General features: G+C 68.5%; 25 protein-coding genes. 15 read left to right on the top strand and 10 right to left on the bottom strand.

Annotation, left to right across the window (positions count from 1 at the left end; all coding sequences use genetic code 11):
• Nucleotides 1-48: 48 nt before the first annotated feature.
• The 6 genes from FB560_RS18835 to FB560_RS18810 all read left to right on the top strand — a co-directional run bounded on the left by FB560_RS18835 (nucleotide 49) and on the right by FB560_RS18810 (nucleotide 4,590).
• Nucleotides 49-771, top strand: a complete 723-nt coding sequence (locus FB560_RS18835; protein ID WP_141874241.1) for an ATP-binding cassette domain-containing protein — start codon at nucleotides 49-51, stop codon at nucleotides 769-771.
• The gene (locus tag FB560_RS18830; protein ID WP_141874240.1) at nucleotides 768-2,189 is read left to right on the top strand and encodes a hypothetical protein; all 1,422 of its coding nucleotides are present in this window, start codon (nucleotides 768-770) and stop codon (nucleotides 2,187-2,189) included. The genes FB560_RS18835 and FB560_RS18830 overlap by 4 nt, the downstream gene beginning before the upstream one ends.
• Nucleotides 2,173-2,487 carry a hypothetical protein gene (locus FB560_RS18825; RefSeq protein ID WP_141874239.1) on the top strand — a complete coding sequence of 105 codons (315 nt, stop codon included), beginning with the start codon at nucleotides 2,173-2,175 and terminating at the stop codon, nucleotides 2,485-2,487. Before FB560_RS18830 ends, FB560_RS18825 begins: the two co-directional genes overlap by 17 nt.
• A 1-nt stretch (nucleotide 2,488) precedes the next feature.
• The gene (locus FB560_RS18820) at nucleotides 2,489-3,034 is read left to right on the top strand and encodes a hypothetical protein (protein ID WP_141874238.1); all 546 of its coding nucleotides are present in this window, start codon (nucleotides 2,489-2,491) and stop codon (nucleotides 3,032-3,034) included.
• Between the two features lie 99 nt (nucleotides 3,035-3,133).
• A complete protein-coding gene (locus tag FB560_RS18815) occupies nucleotides 3,134-3,973 on the top strand; it encodes a DUF4097 family beta strand repeat-containing protein (RefSeq protein WP_141874237.1) in 840 nt (279 codons plus the stop codon).
• Nucleotides 3,970-4,590 carry a PadR family transcriptional regulator gene (locus tag FB560_RS18810; RefSeq protein WP_141874236.1) on the top strand — a complete coding sequence of 207 codons (621 nt, stop codon included), beginning with the start codon at nucleotides 3,970-3,972 and terminating at the stop codon, nucleotides 4,588-4,590. The genes FB560_RS18815 and FB560_RS18810 overlap by 4 nt, the downstream gene beginning before the upstream one ends.
• A gap of 204 nt (nucleotides 4,591-4,794) precedes the next feature.
• Here FB560_RS18810 and FB560_RS18805 read toward each other — a convergent pair whose 3' ends face one another.
• Nucleotides 4,795-5,337: a universal stress protein gene (locus FB560_RS18805; protein WP_141874235.1), complete on the bottom strand. Its 543-nt coding sequence runs from the start codon at nucleotides 5,335-5,337 to the stop codon at nucleotides 4,795-4,797.
• A 149-nt stretch (nucleotides 5,338-5,486) separates the two neighbouring features.
• On the opposite strand from FB560_RS18805, the gene FB560_RS18800 reads away from it, so the two are divergent.
• Together FB560_RS18800 and FB560_RS18795 are read left to right on the top strand one after the other, a co-directional pair.
• A complete protein-coding gene (locus FB560_RS18800) occupies nucleotides 5,487-5,672 on the top strand; it encodes a DUF3073 domain-containing protein (protein ID WP_017204296.1) in 186 nt (61 codons plus the stop codon).
• 80 nt (nucleotides 5,673-5,752) lie between these two features.
• Nucleotides 5,753-6,565: an MOSC domain-containing protein gene (locus FB560_RS18795; protein ID WP_141874234.1), complete on the top strand. Its 813-nt coding sequence runs from the start codon at nucleotides 5,753-5,755 to the stop codon at nucleotides 6,563-6,565.
• A 113-nt stretch (nucleotides 6,566-6,678) separates the two neighbouring features.
• Here FB560_RS18795 and FB560_RS18790 read toward each other — a convergent pair whose 3' ends face one another.
• The 3 genes from FB560_RS18790 to purM are packed head-to-tail and all read right to left on the bottom strand — an operon-like array spanning nucleotide 6,679 to nucleotide 10,577.
• A complete protein-coding gene (locus FB560_RS18790) occupies nucleotides 6,679-7,992 on the bottom strand; it encodes an MFS transporter (RefSeq protein WP_141874233.1) in 1,314 nt (437 codons plus the stop codon).
• Nucleotides 7,989-9,455, bottom strand: a complete 1,467-nt coding sequence (gene purF / locus FB560_RS18785; RefSeq protein ID WP_141874232.1) for an amidophosphoribosyltransferase — start codon at nucleotides 9,453-9,455, stop codon at nucleotides 7,989-7,991. Before purF ends, FB560_RS18790 begins: the two co-directional genes overlap by 4 nt.
• A gap of 6 nt (nucleotides 9,456-9,461) precedes the next feature.
• A complete protein-coding gene (gene purM / locus FB560_RS18780) occupies nucleotides 9,462-10,577 on the bottom strand; it encodes a phosphoribosylformylglycinamidine cyclo-ligase (RefSeq protein WP_141874231.1) in 1,116 nt (371 codons plus the stop codon).
• Between the two features lie 85 nt (nucleotides 10,578-10,662).
• Here purM and FB560_RS18775 point away from each other — a divergent pair, with 85 nt between their 5' ends.
• Entirely contained in the window at nucleotides 10,663-11,268 is a 606-nt protein-coding gene (locus tag FB560_RS18775) for a zinc-binding alcohol dehydrogenase (RefSeq protein ID WP_141874230.1), read from the top strand.
• A 15-nt stretch (nucleotides 11,269-11,283) separates the two neighbouring features.
• Here the strand turns inward: FB560_RS18775 and FB560_RS18770 are convergent, their stop codons facing one another.
• The gene (locus tag FB560_RS18770; RefSeq protein ID WP_141874229.1) at nucleotides 11,284-11,598 is read right to left on the bottom strand and encodes a potassium transporter Trk; all 315 of its coding nucleotides are present in this window, start codon (nucleotides 11,596-11,598) and stop codon (nucleotides 11,284-11,286) included.
• Nucleotides 11,599-11,703: 105 nt separating this feature from the next.
• Complete coding sequence (locus FB560_RS18765; RefSeq protein ID WP_141874228.1) at nucleotides 11,704-12,378, bottom strand: SDR family oxidoreductase; 675 nt, start codon at nucleotides 12,376-12,378, stop codon at nucleotides 11,704-11,706.
• A 136-nt stretch (nucleotides 12,379-12,514) separates the two neighbouring features.
• Here FB560_RS18765 and FB560_RS18760 point away from each other — a divergent pair, with 136 nt between their 5' ends.
• Together FB560_RS18760 and FB560_RS18755 are read left to right on the top strand one after the other, a co-directional pair.
• Entirely contained in the window at nucleotides 12,515-13,303 is a 789-nt protein-coding gene (locus FB560_RS18760; protein WP_141874227.1) for an IclR family transcriptional regulator, read from the top strand.
• A gap of 34 nt (nucleotides 13,304-13,337) precedes the next feature.
• Nucleotides 13,338-14,192, top strand: coding sequence for a fumarylacetoacetate hydrolase family protein (locus FB560_RS18755; protein WP_141874226.1), 855 nt, complete (start codon nucleotides 13,338-13,340; stop codon nucleotides 14,190-14,192).
• Nucleotides 14,193-14,213: 21 nt separating this feature from the next.
• Here the strand turns inward: FB560_RS18755 and FB560_RS18750 are convergent, their stop codons facing one another.
• Nucleotides 14,214-16,037, bottom strand: coding sequence for a hypothetical protein (locus FB560_RS18750; RefSeq protein WP_141874225.1), 1,824 nt, complete (start codon nucleotides 16,035-16,037; stop codon nucleotides 14,214-14,216).
• Nucleotides 16,038-16,215: 178 nt separating this feature from the next.
• On the opposite strand from FB560_RS18750, the gene FB560_RS18745 reads away from it, so the two are divergent.
• The 4 genes from FB560_RS18745 to FB560_RS18730 are packed head-to-tail and all read left to right on the top strand — an operon-like array spanning nucleotide 16,216 to nucleotide 20,607.
• The gene (locus FB560_RS18745) at nucleotides 16,216-17,574 is read left to right on the top strand and encodes an ABC transporter substrate-binding protein (protein WP_170198215.1); all 1,359 of its coding nucleotides are present in this window, start codon (nucleotides 16,216-16,218) and stop codon (nucleotides 17,572-17,574) included.
• A gap of 58 nt (nucleotides 17,575-17,632) precedes the next feature.
• Nucleotides 17,633-18,610: a carbohydrate ABC transporter permease gene (locus FB560_RS18740; RefSeq protein WP_141874223.1), complete on the top strand. Its 978-nt coding sequence runs from the start codon at nucleotides 17,633-17,635 to the stop codon at nucleotides 18,608-18,610.
• Nucleotides 18,607-19,545, top strand: coding sequence for a carbohydrate ABC transporter permease (locus tag FB560_RS18735; RefSeq protein WP_229673005.1), 939 nt, complete (start codon nucleotides 18,607-18,609; stop codon nucleotides 19,543-19,545). Before FB560_RS18740 ends, FB560_RS18735 begins: the two co-directional genes overlap by 4 nt.
• 15 nt (nucleotides 19,546-19,560) lie before the next feature.
• The gene (locus FB560_RS18730; RefSeq protein WP_141874222.1) at nucleotides 19,561-20,607 is read left to right on the top strand and encodes a LacI family DNA-binding transcriptional regulator; all 1,047 of its coding nucleotides are present in this window, start codon (nucleotides 19,561-19,563) and stop codon (nucleotides 20,605-20,607) included.
• Here the strand turns inward: FB560_RS18730 and FB560_RS18725 are convergent.
• From FB560_RS18725 to FB560_RS18715, 3 genes are read right to left on the bottom strand one after another with little or no spacing between them, the layout of a single operon-like run.
• Nucleotides 20,604-22,229, bottom strand: coding sequence for a right-handed parallel beta-helix repeat-containing protein (locus FB560_RS18725; RefSeq protein WP_141874221.1), 1,626 nt, complete (start codon nucleotides 22,227-22,229; stop codon nucleotides 20,604-20,606). The two genes, FB560_RS18730 and FB560_RS18725, sit on opposite strands and share 4 nt — an antisense overlap.
• Nucleotides 22,223-23,371, bottom strand: a complete 1,149-nt coding sequence (gene dgoD, locus FB560_RS18720; protein ID WP_141874220.1) for a galactonate dehydratase — start codon at nucleotides 23,369-23,371, stop codon at nucleotides 22,223-22,225. Before dgoD ends, FB560_RS18725 begins: the two co-directional genes overlap by 7 nt.
• Before the next feature lie 3 nt (nucleotides 23,372-23,374).
• Nucleotides 23,375-24,253 carry an NAD-dependent epimerase/dehydratase family protein gene (locus tag FB560_RS18715; protein WP_141874219.1) on the bottom strand — a complete coding sequence of 293 codons (879 nt, stop codon included), beginning with the start codon at nucleotides 24,251-24,253 and terminating at the stop codon, nucleotides 23,375-23,377.
• Between the last annotated feature and the right edge of the window lie 88 nt (nucleotides 24,254-24,341).

Genomic DNA, 24,341 nt, shown 5'->3' with positions numbered 1-24,341 from the left:
TGCACCCGTGACGGTGCACGGAGGGACCAGCAGGAAAGGAACACCGGCATGCTGCTCGACGTCGCCGCCGTGTCATTCGCCTACACGAGACGGGCTCCGGCGCTCCGTGACGTGTCGCTCGTCGTCGAGCGTGGAGAACGAGTGGGGCTCGTCGGACCGAACGGCTCCGGCAAGTCGACGCTGATCCGCCTCATCGCCGATCTCCTGCAGCTCGGCAGCGGCAGCATCCGCCTCGAGGGCCGATCGCACCAGGAGCGCGCCTCCCGCGAGAGCTTGGCGTACGTCGCGAGCAACGACTACCTGCCGCAGTTCCTCACCGGCCGCGAGTACGTCGACCTGATGCACCGCCTCTACCGGGTCCGGCCGGACGACGCACGGCTGGACGACCTGTTCGCCCGCTATCAGATGGAGGCGCGACAGTTCGATCTCATCGAGGACTACTCGCACGGCATGCGCAAGAAAGTCCAGATCATCGCGAGCCTGTTGCTCGAGCGCCCGCTCACGATCATCGACGAGACATTGAACGGGGTCGACGTCGACTCCCTGTACGAGTTCGAGAACGACGCGCGCCTCATCGGGAGCGACCGCGGCCTGTTGCTGTGCAGTCACGACTTCCGCCTGCTTGAAGCGGTGTGCGATCGCATCGTCGTGCTGTGCCGCGGAGCGATCGCCTTCGATCTCCCCCTCCGTGAGGTGCGGACCGAGTTCGGATCGGTGGACGCGCTGGTCAAGCGGGCGATCGGCGCCTCGCGCCCGAGAACGTCGCCGTGAGGCCCGCTCTGGAGCTCGCGGGCTTCCTCTCCCTGTTCCTGGTCCGGCGCATCCTCCGCCAGGGGGTGCTGCGATCGCTGCTGTTCCGGTGGACGCTCGGACTGACGATGCTGCTGGCGTTCGTCGCCTTCTGTGCATTCGGCGTGGTCACGATCAGGCAGCTGATCGACGACCCCGCGCTGCTCACTCCCCTGATGCGGGTGGCCGGGGTCTCGGTGCCGCTCTGGGTCCTGGCGATCTTCACCGTCGTGCGCGTGATGTTCATGAAGTCGAGCGATCTGGTCGAGCTCACCTTCTCCTTCCCGCTGACGAACCGTGCGCGCACTCTCGGCTTCATGCTGTTCGAGGCGCTTCTCGTGGGCGTCGGCGTGACCCTGATGCTCGCGGCGCTGATCGCCGGAACCGTCTCGATCGGCGGATTCGGGATTCTCGGCGAGGTCGTCACGTGCCTCGTCATGCCCACCGTCGTCGCCTATCTCCTGGCCAGCGTCTATCACCTCGCCCTGGAGCGCCTCCTGATGCGCTTCCGCCTCGCGCGCCTACGGGCCTTCCTCGTGCCGCTGGTCCTGGCGGCGACGCTGGTCGCCCTCTACTTCGGCGTCTCGGCCCAGTCCGAACCGGTGCTCTTCGCCGCGGCCGGCCAGGGCGACGCGTATTTCGCGGTCCAACTGGTGTTCGCCGACATCGCGGCGGCCCACGGGCTCATCATCGCGACCGCCTCCTGGCTCGTCACCGTCGCACTCCTCGTCGTCGCCGTCTGCCTCACGGCACCCCGCCAGTTCGACCCCACCCGACGCTTCGCGCGGGTCCCGCGGCTGCTCGGAGGCACGGAATTCGGCGCCTACTTCGCCGCGCACGCGCGCGCCATCGAGACCATCACCGTGTGCGGCATCGTCCTGGCCGGGTCCTACGCGCTCTTCGTCGCCGATGTGCGGCTGCCCCCGTTCCTCCTGATCGCCGTCACGATCCAGGCGGTGTACGCCTACGTCTCGACCGAGCCACTGCGCGCGTGCGGCCCTCGCCGCCACAGCCCGATCGGCCGCTATCTGCTGCTGCTCGGTCCGCAGCTGGCGATGCTCCTCCTGATCGCGCTGCCGACCGGCGTGCTGTCGGCGCTCACCGGTTCGAGGTGGGACGAGATCCTTCTCGTCATCGGCTTCTGCGCGTCGAACGTCGTCGTGCTGACGCTCGCGGGCATCGCGTTCCCACCGGAGAAGGGCAACCCGTTCTCGGTGGTCGTCGGTGTCGCGGTCGCTGCCCTCGTGACCGGGACGCTCGCGATCGGCACCAACCTCCTCGGGCTCCCCGCCTGGTTCAACGTCGCGACGATCGTGCTCCTGACGCTCGCCGCCGCCGCGCTCTCTCTCACCGGAATGCAGAAGATCGAAAGGACAGCACGTCATGAAGTGGTTGTTTAGGACCGTCGGGAGCGCGGTCGCCGCGCTCGTCATCACGGCCGGAACGGCGGTCATCACCGCCATCTGGCTCATGTTCTCCGGGGGCTCAGCCGAAGGACGCCGCCTCGGGTTCTTCGAGTCGATCTTCGTCGAGGTGCAGCAGAGCGCCGACGCCTCGACGCAGCTCGGCGTCGGACTCAACGACCCGGCGCCGCTCGGGATCACCTTCGTCGTCATCACGCTCTTCCTGCTCGCCGTATCGGCCGTGTACGACCAGCTCCGCGCACGGAGGAGGGCACTCCTCGCCGACGCCGACTGACGTGTGGTCGCGAGCGGTCGACCGCATCCGACCCCGCACCGCGCTCAGGTGGCTCCTCCCCGCCGCCTGGCCGGTGCGCCTCACCTTCGGGGCGGCGGCCGCCACGACCCTGCTCGTCGCCGCCCTCACCACCCAGCCCGCGATCGGTCTGGCCGTCGTCATCGTCATCACACACGACGTCTTCGGCCTCTGGGCGTCCTTCGCGATCCACGAGCTCGGGCATGCCGTCGTGCTGGGGACGGCGCCCGGAGTCTCCGCGATCACGCTGGAGCGCACGAGTCTGCGGCTCTCCGTCACCCCGCACGGCTCGATCCTCGGGCGCGATGCGTTCCTCGCCGCGGTGCTCGGCCCGCTCTGCTGCGTGGCGATCGGCCTACTCCTGTGGGCGCTCGCGCCTCAGTCGTTCCTCCACATCTGGTACCTCGTGCACGGCGTGTTCCTCACGCCACTCTTCAGCGACGGCCGCACGATGCTCCGGGCCGCAGCCGCGTGGAGAGCCCGGATCCCGTTGCCCGGCTCCGACTCCGGCCCTGAGAAGACGGTGTGAGAACCGGCGATCAGCGCAGAACCTTGACAAAGTCACGATATATCGTGTTACCGTACTCACACACGATATATCGTGACCATCGACACAGGAGAAGCAGACATGACCGAGAAGTGGCTCATCGCCCCCGGCGAGGAACGCGTGATCGACATCGAATCCGTCACCCGGCTCAAGGTGGGCCTGGTCGGCGGTCAGGTCGACATCATCGCCCACGACGAACCGAGCATCCGCATCGAGGTGCACGGCGTCACCACGAAGGACCTCCGCGTGGAATCCCACGACGGCGAGGTCGAGATCGACCACCCGCAGCTGGGCTGGGACAACTTCCTCGAGGTGTTCCGCAACTTCGGCTCCGGCGGCCCCCGGGCCGAGGTGAGCGTCGCCGTCCCGCGCTCGATCGCCCTGAACCTGGGCGTCGTGAGCGCCGGCGCGCTGGTGTCCGGCATCCGCAACGACGCCCGCCTCAACACCGTGTCGGGCGACATCATCGTCGACACGCTGATCGGCGACCTCACCGTCAACTCCGTCTCGGGTGACGTGCAGGTGCGTGGCCTGACCGGCTCGATCAGCGCGAACAGCGTCTCGGGCGACGTGGCGGTGACCGGTGCGATCCGCAAGGCGACGGTCGACATCGTCTCCGGCGCCACCCTGGTCGACGCGGCCGGCGACGTGAACACGATCAACGTCAACTCGGTCTCGGGCGGCACCACGGTGCGCCTCGACGAGTCGCTCGCGGCGAACTACGTCATCCGCTCGCTCAGCGGTCGCCTCCTGATCGACGGCGTCGAGCGCAGCTCCTCCGGACCGAGCAACTACACCGGTTCCACGGGCGAGCTCGCCGGACGCTTCGTCGACCTGCGCGCGAACTCCGTCTCCGGCGGAGTCACCGTGCTGCGCCGCACGCCCGCCACGATCACCGAAGACGCGGAGTGGGAATCATGAGCCCCGCCGTCTTCTCGCACGGCGACCTGCGCCTGTACCTGCTGTCGCTCCTCGCCGAATCGCCGCAGCACGGATACGGCATCATCCAGGCCCTCACGGACCGCACCGGTGGCACGTACACGCCGAGTGCCGGCACCATCTACCCGCGGCTCGCGAAGCTCGAGGAAGAGGGCCTGGTGACCAAGACCGTCGACGGGCGCACGACGATCTATGCGATCACCGACGCCGGACGCGCCGAGCTGCAGTCTCGTGAGGGGGACCTCGCCGGGATCGAATCCGGTCTCGCCGATTCGGTGCGCCTGATCGCGAACGAGGTGCGCCAGAGCGTGCAGGACGCCATGAAGAGCCTGCGCGCCGACCTCGCGGCCGCCGAGCAGGGCGAGCGCAGCGCCGCGAAGTCCCGGCCCCGTGCCGCCTCTGACGACGCACGCATCGTGAGCCGCGAGGAGATGCACCGCGCGGATGCGCTCATCAACGCCTTCCGCGCCCAGGTGCGCACCGACCTGCGCACGCACGTGGCGAAGGGCGGCACCCTGCCGGCATCCGTCGTCACCGACCTCGAGCACGCGCTCGACGCGGCGTCCCGCGCGGTGACAGTCGGACTGTCTCGGCTCTGAGCCCGCCGCGGCGGCAGACACCCGCGCGCCTGCGGAGTTGGCACCTCTTGCCGGAATGAGCATCCGATTCCGGCGGGAGGTGCCATCTGCGCGCGGGGCAGACTCGCAGAGTTGACACCTGTTTCCTGATCGGGCACGCGATTCCGGCAGGACGTGCCACCTCCATCGGAGCCGGAGTTGCGCTCGACCTACCGGGAGCCCGGCCTACTCGGGCCAGATCTCCTTCTGCGAGTCCGGCACGGATTCGCCGAGCGGAACCACCAGCACGGAGCGATGCTGGCGATGCGTGAGGCGCGCGGCCACCGAGCCGGTGAAGAACTCCCGGATCGACTCGCCGATCCCGCGCTTGCGGGTGCCCACCACGATCAGCTGGGCGTCGAGCTTGTGTGCGAGCTGCTTGATCGCCAGGGCGGGGTCGCCGACGAGCTGCCGGGCCGTCCAGGTGATGCCGGAATCGTCGAGCACCTCTGCGGCCGCTGCCTGCACGGCCTCGAATTCCGCCGCACCGGCGTCGAAGTTGATGTCGATCGGCGCCGAGTGCACGTAGCCGTCCGGGTCCTCGTATGTGACGAACCGGGTGACGTCGACGTGCACCACGACGAGGGGAGCACCGAGCAGCCGGGCGAAGCGCAGCGCCTCGTCGAGCACACGACGCTCATGATCCGGTTGGATGCCGACGATCACAGCCTTCTGCAATGCCGCGTTCTGCGCTGCCTCGTCGGATGGAGTGGAGGTGTCGTCGGTCATGAAGATCGTTCCCTTCACCAGCCTGGCATCAGCCAGAGAGTCGTAGCCGCGTGCTATTCTGAATGCTACTCTTACCGGCTTGATTCCGGTGTCGTGAAATGCCTCGGGCTCCTGTCGCCCAGAGCTGAACTCGTGAGGGGGTCTCGCGCATGGGCCGTGGCCGTCAGAAGGCGAAACACACAAAGATCGCCCGCGAACTCAAGGCGTACAGTCCGTCGGTGAACTACTCCGCGCTCGAGCGCGAATTGGCTCATCCGACCGATGAAGACGCCTACGTCGATAAGTGGGCTGATGACTATGCCGACGAAGATGAGGACGAACTAGAGAAGGCCTGACCGCCCGATCTGTGGAAACCCCCGTGCGACCCACGGGGGTTTCGTCATGCCCGAATGCTGGTTCCTGAGAGGATCACCTCATGCCTCGTGTCGTCGCTCTCTCCCGCTACCCGGTCAAGGGATTGACCGCCGAGCCGCTCGAGTCGATGCTCGTGCAGCCGGATGGTCGGGTGACCGGCGACCGGGTCCTCGCGTTCCGCTTCGCCGACGCGGCCGAGCCGGAGGACCGCGACGGCCTGGACTACTGGCCGAAGGCGAAGGGGCTCGCCCTCCAGGACTTCCCGGCGCTGGCGGCGCTGCGCACGAGCTACGACGATGCATCGGCGCGCATCAGGATCGAGCTCGACGGCACACTGCTCGTCGAAGCCGGACTCGATCCCGACGGCCGCGCGCGACTCGTGCAGGCCATCACCGACTTCGTGCTCACCACCTCGGATGCCCGACGGCTGCAACGTCCGGGTCGGCTCCCCCTCGTGCTCGTCGGCGATGGCGAGACCTCACGCTTCCAGGACCGTCCGCAGGGGTACGTCTCCGTGCACAGTCGTGCCAGCGTGGAGGCTCTGGCCGAAGAGCTCCCGCTGCGCATCGATGACCGCCGCTTCCGCTCCAATGTCGTGATCGACGGCGTCGACGCCTGGGACGAACTCGACTGGACCGGCGACGTGCGCATCGGGGACGTCACCTTCCGCGCGGCCGGACCCATCGTCCGCTGCCTGGCGACGCACGCCAACCCCGACACCGGGGAGCGCGACGCGAAGGTGCTCACCACCCTCACCCGGGCGTTCGATCAGCAGGAACCCACGCTCGGACGCCTGCTGCTCCCCGGTTGGTCGTCAGCGGAGGGTGAGGGCGGCGGCGTCATCCGCATCGGCGACGAGGTGCGCGCGCACTGAGCGCCGGCCCACGCGTGCACCGGATGCTGTCGAACGCACGGGCATCCCGGCACGATCAGGCCGCGCACTCCGCGAGATGCCGTGCACGCGGCCGCAGGAGGTGAAGGTCTCGGTCACCACCGACCGTTGCGGAGCTCCCACTCGTCTTCGATGGTCCGCCGGCGCCCCGCGACGATGCCCGCGGGGATCGAGACGACCAGCACGGAGGCCACCACGATGAGCGGCACCTGCCAGCCCGCGGTGGTCTCGTGCAGCAGACCGATCAGCAGCGGGAAGATCGCTGCGAGCGCGTAGCCGATGCTCTGCACGAATCCGCTCAGCGCGACAGCGCTCTCGGGGGTGCGGGCACGGATGCTGAGCAGCACCAGGCTGAGCGGGAACATGATGGCGGTCAGACCGAAGATGCTGACCCACAGCGGGAGAGCGACAGTCGGTGCGAACAGCATGCCGAGAAGTCCGACGAGCCCCGCACCGACCGCGACGAAGAACAGGGGACGCGTCGCCTGGAATCGCACGATCAGGATCGGCACGAGCATCGAGCTCGGCAGGCCGATCAGGGCGAACAACGACAGCAGGAAGCCGGCTGTCGCCGGGGTCACGCCGCCGATGTCGACGAGCATGGTCGGCATCCAGGCGAACGAGACGTAGGCCATGGTCGAGGAGGTGCCGAACACGAGGGCCAGCGCCCAGGGCAGGGGCAGCCGCCAGAGACGTCCGAAGTAGCGCGGGTTCGCGGGCACGGTCGAGATCGGGCCGGTCGCGACGGCCACGGCATCCTGCACGTCGTGCACGCCGTCGGTCGGATCGAGGACGTACTCCTCGGTCGAGACCGCTGTCGCGCCGCCTGAGCGCTCGCTGATCAGGAGCGTCAGCCACGGCACCAAGGCGATCGCCGCGAACACTCCCCACATGCCCAGAGACACACGCCAGCCGAGCGAGTCGGCGACCGGCACCGCGACCAGGGGCGGCAGGAACGTCGAGACGGCGAGAGTCGTCGAGTACACCGTCATCATGATGCCGATGCGGTCGGGGAAGTACTTCTTCACCAGAGGGGGAAGCAGCACGTTGCCCGAGCCGACGCCGGCGAAGACGACGACCGTCGCTGCGAGAAGAGTGGACGAGTCCGAGGCGAAGCCGCGCAGCAGCATGCCGAGCGCCATCAGCGCGATCGCGGTGACCGCGACCCGCTCGAGCCCGAACCGTCGCTCGAACAGCGGAGTGACCAGACCGAAGATCGCGAAGCACACGGGCGGTGCCGCACCGATCAGGCCGACCACGACCGGAGAGAGCGGGAAGTCGACGGCGATGTGGTCGATCACCGGAGACAGCGAGGCGACGGCCGACCGCAGCGAGAACGCGACCAGCACGATCCCGATCAGTGCGAGCGTCCGGCCCTGCCAGAGCGGCCTGACACTCGACGTCATCATGACGTCTGGGTCCCCTCCACCCAAGCGAGGTATTCGTCGGACACCGTTCCGGTGACGTAGCGTCCGTCGAAGCAGCTCATGTCGAGATCGGTGATGGACGTACCTTCCGTGATGGCCGCCTTGAGGTCGTCGACCTCCTGGTACACGAGGTGGTCGCAGCCGAGCTCCTCGGCGATCTCCGGGATGGTCCGGCCGTGCGCGATGAGCTCCTGCCGCGAGGGCATGTTGATGCCGTACACGTGCGGGTGGCGCACGGGCGGGGCCGCGGAGGCGAAGGTGACCGAGGTGGCACCGGCATCGCGGGCCATCTGGATGATCTCCTTCGAGGTCGTGCCCCGCACGATCGAGTCGTCGATCAGCAGCACGTTCTTGCCGCGGAACTCGGTCGACATCGCGTTCAGCTTCTGTCGCACGCTCTTCTTGCGCACCGCCTGGCCGGGCATGATGAAGGTGCGGCCGACGTAGCGGTTCTTGTAGAAGCCCTCGCGGTACTCGATGCCGAGCTTGCGGGCGACCTCCATCGCGGCGGGGCGCGAGGAGTCGGGGATCGGCATGACGACGTCGATCTTGTCCATCGGCACGTGCTTGGCGATCGTGTCGGCGAGGCGGTCGCCCATGCGCAGACGCGACTCGTAGACCGAGATGCCGTTCATGACCGAGTCGGGACGCGCGAGATACACGTACTCGAAGGCGCACGGCGCGAGAGTCGTCTCGGCAGCGCACTGCCGGGAGTGCAGCTCGCCGTCGTTGGTGATGAACACGGCCTCGCCGGGCTCGATCTCGCGCACGACCTCGTAGTCGCCGTTCTCGAGCACGAGCGACTCGCTCGCGACGACCCACTCGTCGCCGTCGACGTCGCCGCGGCTCTTGCGGTGGCCGAGGATCAGCGGACGGATGCCGAAGGGATCGCGGAATGCCAGCAGGCCGTAGCCGGCGATCACGGCGATCACGGCGTAGGCACCCTCGATGCGCTCGTGCGTGCGCTCGACCGCCTCGAACACCCGCTCGGGGTCGAGGTCGACGGTGGAGGTGGTGTTCTGCAGCTCGCCGGCGAGTACGTTCAGCAGCAGCTCGGTGTCGCTGGAGGAGTTCAGGTGGCGGCGGTCGCGCTGCGCCATCTCGGCCGTGAGCTCACGCGTGTTGGTGAGGTTGCCGTTGTGGATGAGGATGATGCCGTACGGCGCGTTCACGTAGAACGGCTGCATCTCCTCTTCGTTGGAGGCGGTGCCCTTGGTGGCGTAGCGCACGTGGCCGAGGCCGACGTTGCCGAGCAGCGCACGCATGTCACGGGTGCGGAACGCCTCGCGGACCATGCCCTGCGCCTTGGCGTTGTGCATCACCCCGTTCGACTCCGCCGTCGCGATGCCCGTCGCATCCTGGCCGCGATGCTGCAGCAGCAGGAGTGCGTCGTAGATGTCCTGATTGACCGGGGCTGTCCCCACCATTCCGACGATGCCGCACATGGGGTATTACTTCGCTCCGTCCGCGTATGCACTGACGAGGCGCACCGCTCCGCCGTCGACGCCCTTGGCGCCCTGTTCGAACTCTCCTGCCGGACGCGCGCCGAAGCCGACGGTGCCGACCTGCCACGAGGGCATGCCCTCCGCGTTCAGCGCCGCGATCGCGGCATCCTTCTTGTCCGCGGCGATGACCGCGAGGAAGCCGATGCCCAGGTTCCAGGTGCCCTCCGCGGACTCCAGCGTGGAACCGGCGATGTCGCTCAGCACGCGGAACACGGGGCTGGGCGACCAGGTGCTGCGGTCGACTTCGGCCCAGCTGCCCTGCGGGAGCACGCGCGCGAGGTTCGCCGCGATCCCGCCACCGGTGACGTGGCTGAGGGCGTGCACGCCGCCCCCGAGCTGCTCGATCAGGCGGAGCAGCGGAAGCGTGTAGAGGCGGGTCGGCTCGAGGAGCGCCTCGCCCCACGTGGTGCCGAAGTCGGCGGCGTTGTCGCCATAGCCGATTCCGGCGTTCGTGATGATGTGGCGCACGAGCGAGTAGCCGTTGGAGTGCAGCCCGCTGGACGACACCGCGATGACGGCGTCGCCGTCCTGCACGCGGTCGGCGCCCAGGATCGCGTCGGCCTCGACCACACCGGTCGCGGCACCCGCGACGTCGTAGTCGCGCGGGCCCAGCAGACCGGGGTGCTCTGCCGTCTCGCCGCCGACGAGCGCGGTGCCGGTGGCGGCGCACGCCTCGGCGATGCCGCGCACGATGTCGGCGATGCGCTGCGGGAAGACCTTGCCGCACGCGATGTAGTCGGTCATGAAGAGCGGCTTCGCCCCCACCACGACGATGTCATCGACGACCATGCCGACCAGGTCCTGGCCGATCGTGTCGTGCTTGTCGATCGCCTGCGCGATCGCGACCTTGGTGCCGACGCCGTCGGTGCTGGTCGCGAGGAGCGGTCGGCGGAAGTCGCGCAGTGCGCTGGCGTCGAACAGGCCGGCGAATCCGCCGACACCGCCGAGCACTTCAGGGCCGTGCGTCGCGCGCACGGACGACTTCATCAGCTCGACGGCGAGATCGCCTGCAGCGGTATCGACGCCGGCTTCGGAATAGGGATTGGTGGGGGAGGCAGCCACACCTCCAGCCTACCGCCCGCAGCGGGCCCGACTCTCCGCAAGACGAGAGTCGGATGCCGAGGGTCGTGCGCCCTACGATGGGGCCATGGCCGACAAGCCGCAGTGGCTCATCCGCGAAGACGCGAGCGTTCCCGTGCTGCTCGCGCTCGCGCTGCGCCAGGCCATCGGCATCCGGGTCCCCGAGGATCTGCCCAGCCTCCGCGACCTCCCGGTCAGGGCGCCGGACGCCGTCGATGCCGCCCCCGCGATCGAGGAGCAGTGGCGCGACTACTGGGACATGACGGTCGAGCCACGCGCGCATCCGTCCGAGGTGCCGCTCGAGCTGATCGACGGATTCGACACGCTGGTGGCTCTTCCCGCCTCGGGCGCCGAACAGCTCGCCGAGGCGATCGCCCCGCAGGCAGCCGATGCGCTGCGATACGCCCGCGCCGCCCACGACCGCTACGTGAACTCGATGAAGAGCAACACCGGCGGCGACGCCTACCGCGCCTACGCCAGCGCGATCGCCGAGTTCGAGCGGGAGGTGGGGCGCCGGGCGCATTCGTTCGAGCTGAACGTGCAGGTGCTGCCGTTCTCCCAACGAGGGATCTGGTGGATCGGCGCGCTCACGGTCGCGGTGACCGACGGCCTGCGTCGCGACGTGGTCGCCTTCGACGCGGCGATCCGACCGATCATCGCCGAGTTGGCGTGACCCCAGGGTCGAGGGTCAGTCGGCTTCGACGATGGTCTCGCGCTCGACGCGCACGACGCGGTCGTGCCGGCGGGCGACGCGCTCGAGGATGAGGCCCGCGATGCCGCCGAGCGCGATGCCGATCGGCACCGTCCACAGCAGGAGGAAGCCGAAGACCTGTCCGGGAGGGTAGACGACGTCGAGGGCCTGGGATTCGTCGAAGCTGCCGATCCAGGTGAGGATGCCGGCGGCGATGACCCCGACCACCACGCCGATGCCCATGAGCACGCCGTACCGCGGCACGTGGCGCACGGTCGCTTCGACGGTCTGGCGGGAATCGGTGGAGGACATGCCTCTATTGTCCCACCGCCCGAGCGCGCTGTGCACCGAGGTTCACCCGAGCACGGCGCACCGCCCGGATCCTGCCGCGTGCGCCGGCTGCGGGCTCCGCGGGGATCAGTAGCTCGCCCGGCCACCACTGATGTCATAGACCGCACCGGTCGAGAAGCTGCAGGCGTCCGAGGCGAGCCAGGCGACGAGCTCGGCCACCTCCTCGGCGCGTCCCAGTCGCCGCATCGGGATCTTCTCCACGAGGGTCGCGAGCACATCGGGGTGCGTGGTGGCGTTCATCGGTGTCTCGATCACCGCCGGGGCGATCGCGTTGGCGAGCACGCCGGTCGTGGCGAGTTCCTTGCCCAGAGCCTTGGTCAGTCCGATGACGGCCGCCTTCGACGCGGAGTAGGCGGTGAGGCGCGGGTTGCCCTCCATGCCGGCGATGCTCGCGATGTTCACGATGCGCCCCCACCCCTGCGCGACCATGCCGGGGATCACGGCCTGACAGGTGTGGAAGGTGCCCGTCAGATTGACCGCGATCGTGCGATCCCAGTCCGTGGGGCTCACGTCGACGAAGTCCGCATTGGGTCCCACCACTCCCGCGCTGTTCACCAGCACGTCGAACGGGCCGTGCTCGGCCACGAAGCGGTCCACCTCCTCGCGTCGCGTCACGTCGACCTGCCCGTCGGCCCCCTCGGCGCGATCGATCGTGCTCACCGCGAACCCGGCGCGTGTCAGCCGCTGCGCGCAGGCTTCACCGAGCCCGCTCGCCCCACCGGTCACCAGAGCCTTGCGCATGTCATCCTCATCCCCGCGTCCGCCCTCCGGGCCTCGCGCTCCGCGGTGGAGCAAGATGGTCTCGTGATGGTCGGAACGCCATAGTTCCAAAATATGGAATACCAATCTGATAGATTGAACATTAGCAGGGAGTGCGATGTCAGAAACAGATCAGGGGCCCGTCGGTGCGGAACGCGTGCTGACGGTCCTCATGGAGCTCGCGAAGGTTCCGGAAGGGCTGAGCCTCGACGAACTGACCAAGCGCGTCGATGCCGCGAAGCCGACGGTCCACCGCGCGCTGGCCTCGCTCACCAGGGTCGGACTGGCGAACCGCCTCGAACGCGGGCGCTACGTGCTCGGAGATGAATTCCTCCGCCTCGCCTTCCTCCACCAGGACCGTCGTCTCGACAGCGCGCGCATGGAACCCCTGCTCGACGCGCTCACCGCCGAATTCGGGGAGACCACCCACTACGCCGTCCTCGACAAGGACGAGGTGGTCTATCGCGCCAAGCGCGACCCCGCAGAGGGAGCCGTCCGGCTCACCTCCACGGTCGGCGGACGCAATCCGGCCTACCGCACCGGTGTGGGCAAGGTGCTGCTCGCGTGGAGCCTCGACACGCCCGAAACGGCCGCGGCCTGGGCGCGCACGCATGAACTCCGCCCCCGCACCGAGACGACCATCACCGATCCCGCACTGTTCGCGAAGACCCTCGCCGAGGTGCGCGCGCAGGGATACGCGGTCGACGATCAGGAGAACGAGCTCGGGGTGAACTGCATCGCCATTCCGGTCTTCCTCGACTCCCCGCTCGTCCCCAGCGGCGCTCTCTCGGTGAGCGCGCTGTCGTTCCGCACACCACTGCCCGAACTGGTGGCGGGACTCGAACGGATCAGGACCATCGCCGACGCACACGACGTGCGCACGCGACTGCAGACGACCGGCTCATAACGACCCGGCGCTTACGAGAGAGGCACACGCCAACATGCGATTCATCAGAGTGGGAGACCCGGGACGCGAGCGACCCGGCGTCGAGGTCGGCGAGGGACGATTCGTGGACATCTCGGATGTCGTGGACGACATCGACGGCGCTTTCCTCGCCTCCGATCGGATCGACGAGGTGCGCAGGCTGGTCGCCGAGCGCGTCGCCACCGGTGCCGTGCAGTCTCTCGAAGGACGTCGGCTGGGCGCGCCGTTCGCCCGCCCGCACCAGATCCTCTGCATCGGACTCAACTACCGCGACCACGCGGAGGAGACGGGCCAGCCGGTGCCCGATGAGCCGATCCTGTTCACCAAGGCCCCGAACACGCTGATCGGCCCGAACGACGACGTGCAGATCCCCCGCACCTCGACCAAGACCGACTGGGAGGTCGAGCTGGGCGTCGTGATCGGCCGCCGGGCCAGCTACCTCGAGAGCGAGGAAGAGGCCGCGGCGTGCATCGCGGGCTACGTCACCGTGAACGACGTGAGCGAGCGGGCCTTCCAGATCGAGCGGGGCGGCCAGTGGTCGAAGGGCAAGTCCTGCCCGACCTTCAACCCCGCCGGCCCCTACCTGGTGACACCGGATGAGGTCGGCGACGTGCTCGATCTCGGACTGTGGCTGGATGTCGACGGCGAGCGCAAGCAGAACAGCTCGACGGCGCAGATGATCTTCAGCCCCGCCTTCATCGTGAAGTACCTCAGCCAGTTCCTGACCCTGGAGCCGGGCGACCTGATCAACACCGGCACCCCGCCCGGAGTGGGAATGGGATTCACCCCCGCCCAGTTCCTGCGCGGGGGTGAGGAGATCCGTCTCGGGATCTCCGGCCTCGGCGAGCAGCGGCAGCGCGTACTCGCCTGACACCGTGACGGGTGACCGGCCTCACGTGTGCGTGAAGCCGGTCACCCCCGCTCCTCCCCAGACGACGGCCCGTGGAATCGCGGCGTACTCGTGCACGGTCAGCGCGCTCAGCGCGACGGCGTGCGAGTTGCGCGTGCCGAACATGGCCGTGGGCGCACCCGTGCGAGGATTCCCCGCCGTCGAGGCGATGGTGTTGCCGGAGACGGTGATGTTCTCGGCGCCCCCGACGAAGATGCCGAACCGGGGCGGATCCTCGATGTAGTTGTCCTTCACGACGTGACCGTGGTGGGGCTTGCTCGCCCCGCCCTCGTAGTCGTCGCGGAGGTTCTCGATCATGATCCCGGCCGCGGCGGACGGCCAGCCCAGGACGCTGCGGTCGAGGCACGGGCGGACGATGGAGTTGCGCTCGATCACCGAGTCCACACTCCCGACCGGTCCCTCGTTGTACTGCGGGTCGTTCGCCACCCAGATGCCCCAGTAGGCGAGGTCGAACATCTCGTTCGCGTGCACGTAGGCGCCGCTCGTGCGCAGCCGCACACCGAGGCCCCGCAGCTCACGGAAGACGTTGTACTGCACGTCGGCCCCCGGTGCGCTGAACGACCGGTTGAACAGCTGATCACCCGCCGCCGTCCCCGAAGGCATCGCAGCCAGGGTGGCGCTCACGGGCCCGCCGGCAAGGCTGTCGCCCGTCACGGTCACGACGGTCGTCTCACCGCGCACGGTGCCGGTCGCCGTGTTGACGATCTGCACCACGTCGCCCGGAGCGAGCGGAATGGCACCGCCCCCGAGACCGATGGTCGCGCCTGTCACCGACGTCGCCGCGCGCGAGGTGCTGTAGATGTTGATGCCGTCGTCGTGCAGCGACTCGAAGGTGTTCCCGAAGATGCGCGGCCCGACCCTCCCGCCGTGGTTGTGCACGCCGTCGGCGTTCGCACTGATCCATCGGTTCGACCCGGGCTTCCGCGTCACGACGGAGTCCCTGATCACCGTGCCGTCGGAGTCGCTGGCGATGAACGCGGCGCCGGGCGCGGCGTACATCGTCACGGAGGCCACCGTGACGTCCGTGCACCGGTAGATCGCGACGCCGTTCCAGTTGCCGCGGAAGCCCGTGACGAAGCCGTCGCCGATCGCCATCGCCCCCATCTGCGGGCGATGGTCCGGGGCGATCGTGAGCCGCCAGCGCCCGGAGGGGAGGACGGTGCCGGTGTGCGTGTACGAGAAGGTGATCTGCCCGCCGCGCTTCATCAGTCCCGTCGTCGCATTGCGGAGAGTGCCGTAGTTCGACGCCGGGAACAGGGCGGCATCGGCGAGCGTCGGATACCCGCTCAGCAGCTGCAGATCGACGGTTCCCGCCACCGTATCGATCGCGGTGATCGTGCCCTGCGTGAACGGCACGGTCGCGTAGTCGATCGTGAACCCCTCCACGCGCATGCTCGTGGAGCGGGCGATGCTGAGCGCGCCGGCGTACGGAGTGGTCACGAGCAGGGTCGTCGAGGATCCGTAGAGCGCGACGCGGGCGACGCCGTCGACCTCGAGCGCGTACCACGAGGCCGTGGACGCCCGGTCGATCCGGTATACCCCGGAAGAGAACACGACGGATGCCGTCCGGCTCGCGCCGCCGCCGGTCCACGACGCGGCGGCGGCGATGGCCGCTCGGATCGCGGGGGCACTGTCGGACGTCCCACCCGGCGATGCGCCGTAGTCGTCCACGGCGAAGATGTGATGCGTGCCGGATGCCGGCGGGACTCCCGCTGACGCCAGCGATGGCACCGCGACGCCGGCGGCCACCCCGGCCAGGACTCCGGCAGCGCCGATCATGAATGCGCGACGATCGAACTCGACCATTTCTCTCTCCTCCTCGTTGAGGGACGTTCACAGTGGAGCATATGAGTCAACGGTTGCGCAACTGTTATCGACGATCCATACCCTTATCCTGGTAGTCACTTGACAGATGCACCCGACGTGGTCGATGGTAAGTGAACAACCGGTTGATCAACCGTTGCACCCGACAGGAGCTTCAACGATGAAATCCAGACGCATTCTTGTGTCCGCCCTCGCCGGCACGGCTGTGCTGGGGCTTGCCCTCACCTCATGCGGAACCGCCTCCGAGCCCGCGGAGTCCGGCCCCGTCACGATCAGCATCGGCGACGTGCCCGGCGCCGACCAGCCCGAGCTCCGCGCCCTCGTCGAAGACCAGGTCAAGGCCTTCGAGAAGGAGAATCCCGACATCACCATCGAGCTCAGCGAGAGCAAGTGGGATGCCACCGGATTCCAGGCGATGGTGGCCGGCGGCACCATGCCGACCCTGCTCGGCGTACCCTTCACGGAACCCGCCACCCTGATGCGCAACGGCCAGATCGCCGACATCACGGATGCGCTGGACAAGATCGGCTTCACGGAGACGCTCAACCCGACCGTCATGCAGGTCGTCACCGATGGCGACGACCGCCTCTACGGCGTGCCGCTCGATGTCTACTCGGTCGGCCTCGCCTACAACCGCGCGCTGTTCGAAGCAGCCGGTCTCGACCCCGAGCAGGGGCCGAAGACCTGGGACGAGGTGCGTGAGTACGCCAAGAAGATCTCCGACGCGACCGGAGTGGCCGGGTACTCCACGTACTCGATCGAGCACGTGGGCGGCTGGATGACGACGGCCGGCGCCTACAGCTTCGGCGCCACGCTCTCGAATGAGGAGGGCACCGAGGCGACACTGGACGAGCCGGGGATGGTCGACTACCTCGACCTCGTGAGCGACATGCGCTGGGAGGACAAGTCGATGGGGAGCAAATTCCTCTACGGCTTCAACGACCTGATCCAGGACTTCGCCGCCGGCAAGGTCGGCATGTTCCTCAGCGTCTCGCAGCACTTCCCGGCGGCGGTGCAGCAGTTCGGCATGAACCCCGACGACTACGGCTTCACGGCGATCCCGGAGCAGGACGGCATCCAGCGCACGCTGCTCGGTGGCGCCGTCGAGGTGTTCAACCCCCGCGCGACCCAGGCCGAGATCGAAGCCGGACTCCGCTGGATCGAGTTCAACAACTTCCGCGCCTACACCGACAAGGACGTCGCCGTGGAGACCGTCAAGAAGAACGTGGCCGCCGGCAGCCTGATCGGCGTCCCCGGACTGTCGCCGCTCGACCCCGCCGTGCGCAAGGAGTACGACTCCTGGGTCAGCGAGTACTACAACGTGCCGATCGAGCAGTTCAGCGGATACCGCGACGTGATGGACGAGCAGGAGCTCGTCCCTGAGCCGACCAGCCAGCCCCAGCAGGTGTACGGCGAACTGGACACCGTCCTGCAGAAGGTTCTCAACGAGCCGGATCAGGACATCCCGGCGCTGCTCACAGCGGCCCAGGATGCCGTGAACACCAAGCTCGCGCGATAGCAGTCATCGGTCGGCGGCGCCCCTCGGCGCCGCCGACCTCACTACCGGAGAAGCAGCCATGCCCCCCACCTCGAGCGCCACCCTGGCCCCGGAGACCTCGCCCTCCCGCGAGGTCGAGGAGCGCAGATCCCAACCCGTCCCCCGCCGACGCCCCTCGATCGTGCGCTGGTATCGGCGCGGAGGGCTCGTCCCCGTGCTGTTCGCGATCCCCGGCGTCCTCGCCTTCACCTACTTCTCCTGGGGTCCGATCGTCTCCGGCGCGATCATGGGGTTCCAGCGCACCAACCTGATCGACGACGCGACCTGGGTGGGCCTCTCGAACTTCACGTATGTCCTGTCCGATCCCGTGCTCCCGCAGGCGGTCGGCAACACGGTCTACTTCGCCGTGCTGGGCATGCTCTTCGGCTTCCCGGCCCCACTGGTCCTCGCCGTCTACATGGCCGAGCTTCGCCGCAGCCGGGCGCTGTTCAACACGCTCGCCTACCTTCCCGTCGTCATCCCGCCGATCGTCGCGATCCTGCTGTGGAAATACTTCTACGACCCCTCCGCCGACGGACTCTTCAACCAGATCCTCGGCGCCGTCGGCATCGGTCCGCTCCCCTGGCTCAACTCGAGCGCGAGCGCGATGCCGTCGATCGTGCTCGAGGTGATCTGGGCCACGGCCGGTGGCACGGCCATCATCTACCTCGCCGCCATCACCTCCGTGAAGCCGGAGCTCTACGAAGCAGCCGAGATCGACGGCAGCGGCATCTGGCGACGCATCTGGCACGTCACCCTGCCCCAGCTGCGCGGTGTGATCCTCGCGCTGGTGCTGCTGCAGCTGATCGGCACGCTCCAGGTGTTCACGGAACCCTACGTCTTCACCGGCGGAGGTCCCGACAACGCCACCGTCACGGTGCTCATGCTCATCTACAGCTACGCCTTCCAGTACGGCGACTACGGAGCGGCGACCGCGCTGTCGTTCCTGCTGGCCATCGCTCTCGCCGTGGTCTCGGTCGTGTACCTGCTCGCCACTCGGAAGTGGAGCCGCTCGTGACCGACACCCGCCTCATCACCGTCACGCCCTCCCGTGCACGCCGCAAGGCGGCCGAAACCCCGGAGCGGTCCGCGATCTCCGATGCCGATCGGCGTCGACCGAGCGTCAAGGCGACGATGACGACGTTGCAGATCGCGTTCTTCTCGTTCCTCGTCATCGCCGGAGTCGGCCCCATCCTGTGGCTCGCGAAGGCCGCGCTCTCCACGACACAGGACACGATCTCGCAGCCGTTCGCGTGGTTCCCCAGCGGCATCCAATGGGGCAACCTCGCCGCGGCCTGGGAGCAGATCCAGGTCGGCCGCTACCTCGCCAACACGGCAGTGATGGCTGTGGGATCGACCATCTCCACGGTCGTCGTCACGGCGTCGCTGGCCTACGTGATCAGCATCCTCCGCCCTCGGTGGGCGAAGTTCCTCTCCGGAGCGATCCTGGTGACGCTGTTCGTCCCCGGCGTGATCTCCCTCGTGCCCCTCTATCTGACCGTGGTCGACGTGCCGCTCGTGGGAGTGTCGCTGATCGACACCTACTGGGCCGTGTGGCTGCCGGCGGCCGCAAACGCCTTCACGGTGCTCATCGTCACGCGGTTCTTCGATGAGATCCCACGCGAGATCATCGAAGCCGCCCGTGTCGACGGCGTGGGCCCGCTGCGCATGTTCTTCATCATCGTGCTCCCGTTCTCGAAGTCGATCCTCGGGGTGATCGCCGTGCTGACGATCCTCAACTCGTGGAAGGACTTCCTGTGGCCGATGCTGGTGCTGCCGGGAAGCGAGCTGCAGCCGATCTCCGTGGCCCTGGCGCGCATCGCGGGCAAGACGGATCTCAGTCTGCAGATGTCGGCGATGCTGCTCGGACTGCTCATCCCGATCGCCGTGTTCCTCATCTTCCAGCGGCAGATCCTGAAAGGTGTCAGCATGTCTGGTGGGATCAAGGGATGACGAGAACGGAACGACATGGGTAAGAAGGGTGTGACCCTCAAGGATGTGGCCGCCGTGGCCGGGGTGTCGACATCGATCGTCTCCCGCGTGCTCAACGGCGGCGGTCGCGTCTCGCCGAAGACGAGAGAGGCGATCCTCGAAGCGGCACAGCGGCTCGAGTTCCGCCCGAACGCGCTGGCGCAGTACTTCGCCCTCGGGCGCAGCTTCACGGTGGGGCTTCTGACCGAGAACTCCACGGGCATCTTCTCGATGCCCGTGATCGCCGGCATCGCGAGCGAGCTCAGCCGCCACGACGTCGCGGCCATGATGTACGACGATGGTCGCGAAGGCGCGGCGCGGGCCGAGAACATCAAGAAGCTGCGCGCCCGCCACGTCGACGGCGTGATCGTGGTCGGCGACGGCAACGAGATCCCGCTGCGTTCCGTCACCGCGGACTTCGATGTGCCGGTCGTGTACGCGCACGGCATCACCGACACCGACAGCGATGAGGTCGTCGTCCCCGATGACCTCATGGCCGGTCGCCTGGCGGCCGAGCACCTGCTCGTGCAGGGCCGCAGGAACATCGCCTACATCACGGCGCACCGCGCCTCCGATGCGGTCGCCAACCGCCTGGAAGGTGCAGACGCCGTGCTGCAGGCCGCCGGCGTGCCGGTGGCCGAGAGCCGTCGCGAGTTCGGCGACTGGTCGGGGGCATGGGGCTACCGCGCGGCGGAACGTCTGCATCAGGCGGATCCGACCATCGACGGCATCGTGTGCGGCAACGACCTCATCGCGCTCGGCGCCGCCCGCTACCTGGTGGGCAAAGGCATCCGCGTTCCGGAGGACGTCGCTCTCGTCGGCCACGACAACTGGGTCAAGTACTCCGACTCCGAGGCGCGATTCCTCACCACCATCGACCCTCGACTGGTCGATGTGGGTATCGCGGCGACCGACCTGCTCGTGCGCATGATCAACGAGAATCCGACGGACGAGAGCGTGCGTCGGGTGCCATGCGAGCTCGTGCTCGGCTACTCGTCGGGTGCGAAGGGCGCGCCCGACGAGCAGCAGCTTCCCTTCGTCTAGGCGTCGGTCTCGGCTCGCCCGGCGGCCGGGATGACCGTGATGTCGCTGTCCCTCGTGGCGAGCCAGGCGTCGCCGCCCCGGTCGATCCGTGTCCCTTCGACCGAGACCTCGGCGGCGCCGCCCACGAACACCGCCGCGGCTGCCCGCTGCTCGATGTCGTTGTCTCGCAGAGTGACACGTGCGTGCGCACGTCCGACGGCCGGACCGTCGGAACCGTCGAACAGCTCGATCATGACGGTGGCGGCGGAATGCGGCCAGGTGCGCAGCGACTCGTCGGCCGGCGTCGCGCGGAAGGTGTTGCCCGCCACCACCACGTCGCGCGACCCGAGCGGTCCCTCCGACCATCCGGGGTCGTTGGCGATCCAGAGGCCGCATCCCGAGAGGTTCTCGAAACGGCAGTCCTCGATGGCGCCGTCGCTGGCCTTGAGCCGCACGCCGATGCCGCGGAAGTCGTGGAAGCGCGACCCGGCGATGCGGAAGCCCGGCAGGGCGTTCGACCGGTTGTACACGGCCGCCCCGACCTCCACCGACGCAGGAAGATCACGATCGACGATGACGAGCCGTGGCTCGGATGCGACGACGTCGCTGACCTCCACCTCGGCGAGCACGGCGCCGGTGGGGGCATCCACCAGCTGCAGGAGGTCCCCCTCCCGGACGGGGCCATCGCCCTCGAGCACGAGCGTGCGCTCGGCCAGCCCGGAGAGGGTCAGCGCGTGCACGTAGAGATTGACGCCGTCGTCGTGCATGCCCTCGAACCGGCATCCCGTGATCAGCGGGCCGCGCCGCCCGCCCTGGCAGTGCACGGCGTCGGCGTTGCTGCTGATCCAGCGTGTCGACCCGGGCCTGCGCGCGACCGTCACGTCCTGCAGCACGGTGCCGGACGATTCGTGCGCGAGGATCGCGGCGCAGGGAGCTGCGTGGATCGTCACCGATCTCAGCGTCACGCTCTCGGATTCCTGCACCCGGATGCCGTGCCGGTCGCCACGGTGGCCGACGACGAACCCGTCCCCCGCCTCGATGTGCGACATCCAGCCGCGATCGCTGGGCTCGACGGTCACCAGGAAACCGCCGTCCGCATCGGGCTCGGTGGCGTACTCGATCATGAAGGTCTGGCGCGAGTCGGGCTTGAGCCCGCCCGTGCGCGGATCGCGCAGGGTGCCGTACCCGGAGCCCGTGAACAGCACGGGGTCCGAGAAGTCCGGATAGCCCTGCTCGGGGACGAATCGGAAGCGTGACGCCTCGCTGTCCACGTGCGTGATCAGCCCCTGCGTGAACGAGGGCGCCGCGTAGTCCAGGACGACGCCGTCGAGCACGACATCCGTTGACCGCCGGATGGTGATGGCCTCGCGGTGCGGATCGGTGAACAGCAGCTCCGCCTGCGGGCCGCTGAGGGTCACGCGGGCGGCATCGCTGATGACGATCGCCGCGCCGGTCGCTCCGTCATCGGCCAGGGGATCGATCCGATGCACGCCCTCCGCGAGCTCGATCACCGCGGTGCGCGAGCCGTCGACAGACGTCCATCCGCACGCGTCGTGGATCGCTGCGCGCAACGTCGCACCGCCGTCATCCGAGACCGGCACCCGCCCGCGCCACACGCCGGCATCGCCCGCACCGCTCACCATTCGACGTAGCTCCCATCTCGCGGATCGCTCCACCACAGCTCGAGAGACGGTGCGACCTCGACCGCGCGTTCCCGCACGAGCTGCTCATCGATGTCGAGACCGAGACCGACGCCCTGGGGCACCGGAAGATAGCCGTCGACCGGCACCCAGTCTTCCCTGTTGCGGACGTAGGCATGCTCCTCGCTGTCGAGAAGCGCAGCGAAGTCGATCACGGTCTCCTGCACCGCCGCGTTCGGCGTCGCCGCGTCCACCTGGATGCATGCCGCGAACGCGACGAGACCGAGTGGGCAGTGCGGCGCGAGCTGCGCATCGAACACGTCGGCGAGGGCACCGATGCGCACCACCTCGGAGATCCCGCCGGCATGAGAGAGGTCCGGCTGCGCGAAGGCGATGCCCGCCCGGAGCACCGGATCGAACTCGGTGCGCGAGTACAGCCGCTCACCGGTGGCGATCGGGGTCGACGTGCCGCGCACGAGCGCTCCGATGTGCGCGGAATGCTCTGGTCGCAGGGGCTCCTCGACGAACGCCAGGCCCACGTGCTCGGTGCGCGCGAGGAAGCGCCGTGACTGCGGGATCGAGAACCTGCCGTGCAGATCTACCGCGATGTCGACCTCGTCGCCGATCGCCGCCCGCAGCTCCTCCAGTTCTTCCACCAGACGCCGCATGGTCCCCTCCGTGTCGACGAAGCGGGTGGGCGTCGTCGGGGCGACCTTGACCATGGTGAATCCCTGGGCGGCGAGCTCCTGAGCCCGCACGGGGTCGCCGATGCGCCCGTCGATGTTCGCGTGGCCGTAGAGCCGCACGCCGGAACGCACCGGACCTCCCAGCAGCTCGTGTACGGGCACACCCAGCCGCTTGCCCGCGAGATCCCACAGCGCCTGGTCGATCCCGGAGACGGCGGACGACATCACCGGTCCTCCGCGGTAGAAGCCGCCCCGCGTGAGCACCTGCCAGTGCGCCGTGATCCGACGCGGATCCTGACCGACCAGGTAGTCGGACATCTGCCGCACCACCGTGGCGACCGGCCCGACCCAGGTCTCGAGGGTGGCCTCGCCCCATCCGACCAGATCGGTGTCGGTGCCGATCCGCACCAGAAGGCGGCGGTCGGTGAGGATGAACGATTCGACCGCACGGATCCTCACGGTTCAGCCCGCCGCTTCGACGACCGGCACGGGCTCGATCTCGTGCTCGGCGACGAACCCGAGGAGGTGCCGCGCGCGATCCGTGCTGACGGGCACCGTGCGCCCGGGGAAGACGCACTGCCGAGGGACGTCGGGGGCATAGGCCTCGAGCAGCTCCTCCGTGTCGAACGGCACCAGCGTCTGCGGAGCAGCGAGCTGGACGACGACGGCCCCGTCGATATCGGCCTCCAGGCTGCGCGCGACCGCAGTCGCCGCGTCGCGCACATCGAGGTACGACCAGCCGAGCTTCACGCCCTGCACAGGATCACGCGTCCACTCATCGCCGACGATACGCAGTGCGTCCGCGTCGTCGACCCAGGGGAAGCGCAGCGCGACGATCGACATGCCCCAGTGGCTGGCGACCATCCGCGCCGTGAGCTCGTCGGAGTACTTCGACAGCGAGTACCACTCGTCGTGGACGGTCGGGAGCGACTCGTCGATCGGGTAATAGGCGGGAAGCACGTCGTGATGGTTGCCCGGTACGCCGGTCGCCTGGATGCTGCTGGCGATGACAGCCCGACGGATGCCTCGCTGCGCCGCCTGGACCAGGACGTTGAAGGTCGAGACGACGTTCGTCGTGTACACCTCGTACGGGGTGCCGTGCTCCCAGTGGGGGACCGCCGCCAGGTGCACGAGCGCATCGACGCCCTCGAGCGCCGCGGCGACATCCGCCTCGTCCGTCGCGTCGCCGACCCGCAGCTCGGCGTCGTCCGCAGTGAGCGAGCGGAACCGCGGGGCGAGGGCGACGACCCGCCATCCGTCCGCACGGAGCCGCGCTACCGTGGCCCGGCCGATGCGGCCGTCCGCGCCGGTCACCAGCACGGTACGGGGAGTGTTCGTCATCTTCGACCTCAGTCCTTCAGGTTGGTAAACCGGTTGCTCATCACCGTAGCAAACACTGAGGATCGAAATCAAAGGGCTGGATACTTGT

Origin of the sequence: Microbacterium saperdae (assembly GCF_006716345.1) — a bacterium.
Taxonomy (GTDB): domain Bacteria; phylum Actinomycetota; class Actinomycetes; order Actinomycetales; family Microbacteriaceae; genus Microbacterium; species Microbacterium saperdae.
Note: the sequence above shows the minus strand (reverse complement) of the source record. Positions and strands in the feature narration are given on the sequence as shown.

Bases quoted from the DNA above. Each gene is read 5' to 3' on its own strand.
- FB560_RS18835 (WP_141874241.1), top strand. From the start codon at position 49: ATGCTGCTCGACGTCGCCGCCGTGTCATTCGCCTACACGAGACGGGCT.
- FB560_RS18825 (WP_141874239.1), top strand. From the start codon at position 2,173: ATGAAGTGGTTGTTTAGGACCGTCGGGAGCGCGGTCGCCGCGCTCGTC.
- FB560_RS18815 (WP_141874237.1), top strand. From the start codon at position 3,134: ATGACCGAGAAGTGGCTCATCGCCCCCGGCGAGGAACGCGTGATCGAC.
- FB560_RS18810 (WP_141874236.1), top strand. From the start codon at position 3,970: ATGAGCCCCGCCGTCTTCTCGCACGGCGACCTGCGCCTGTACCTGCTG.
- FB560_RS18805 (WP_141874235.1), bottom strand. From the start codon at position 5,337: ATGACCGACGACACCTCCACTCCATCCGACGAGGCAGCGCAGAACGCG.
- FB560_RS18800 (WP_017204296.1), top strand. From the start codon at position 5,487: ATGGGCCGTGGCCGTCAGAAGGCGAAACACACAAAGATCGCCCGCGAA.
- FB560_RS18795 (WP_141874234.1), top strand. From the start codon at position 5,753: ATGCCTCGTGTCGTCGCTCTCTCCCGCTACCCGGTCAAGGGATTGACC.
- FB560_RS18790 (WP_141874233.1), bottom strand. From the start codon at position 7,992: ATGATGACGTCGAGTGTCAGGCCGCTCTGGCAGGGCCGGACGCTCGCA.
- purF (WP_141874232.1), bottom strand. From the start codon at position 9,455: ATGTGCGGCATCGTCGGAATGGTGGGGACAGCCCCGGTCAATCAGGAC.
- FB560_RS18775 (WP_141874230.1), top strand. From the start codon at position 10,663: ATGGCCGACAAGCCGCAGTGGCTCATCCGCGAAGACGCGAGCGTTCCC.
- FB560_RS18770 (WP_141874229.1), bottom strand. From the start codon at position 11,598: ATGTCCTCCACCGATTCCCGCCAGACCGTCGAAGCGACCGTGCGCCAC.
- FB560_RS18765 (WP_141874228.1), bottom strand. From the start codon at position 12,378: ATGCGCAAGGCTCTGGTGACCGGTGGGGCGAGCGGGCTCGGTGAAGCC.
- FB560_RS18760 (WP_141874227.1), top strand. From the start codon at position 12,515: ATGTCAGAAACAGATCAGGGGCCCGTCGGTGCGGAACGCGTGCTGACG.
- FB560_RS18755 (WP_141874226.1), top strand. From the start codon at position 13,338: ATGCGATTCATCAGAGTGGGAGACCCGGGACGCGAGCGACCCGGCGTC.
- FB560_RS18750 (WP_141874225.1), bottom strand. From the start codon at position 16,037: ATGGTCGAGTTCGATCGTCGCGCATTCATGATCGGCGCTGCCGGAGTC.
- FB560_RS18745 (WP_170198215.1), top strand. From the start codon at position 16,216: ATGAAATCCAGACGCATTCTTGTGTCCGCCCTCGCCGGCACGGCTGTG.
- FB560_RS18740 (WP_141874223.1), top strand. From the start codon at position 17,633: ATGCCCCCCACCTCGAGCGCCACCCTGGCCCCGGAGACCTCGCCCTCC.
- FB560_RS18730 (WP_141874222.1), top strand. From the start codon at position 19,561: ATGGGTAAGAAGGGTGTGACCCTCAAGGATGTGGCCGCCGTGGCCGGG.
- FB560_RS18725 (WP_141874221.1), bottom strand. From the start codon at position 22,229: ATGGTGAGCGGTGCGGGCGATGCCGGCGTGTGGCGCGGGCGGGTGCCG.
- FB560_RS18715 (WP_141874219.1), bottom strand. From the start codon at position 24,253: ATGACGAACACTCCCCGTACCGTGCTGGTGACCGGCGCGGACGGCCGC.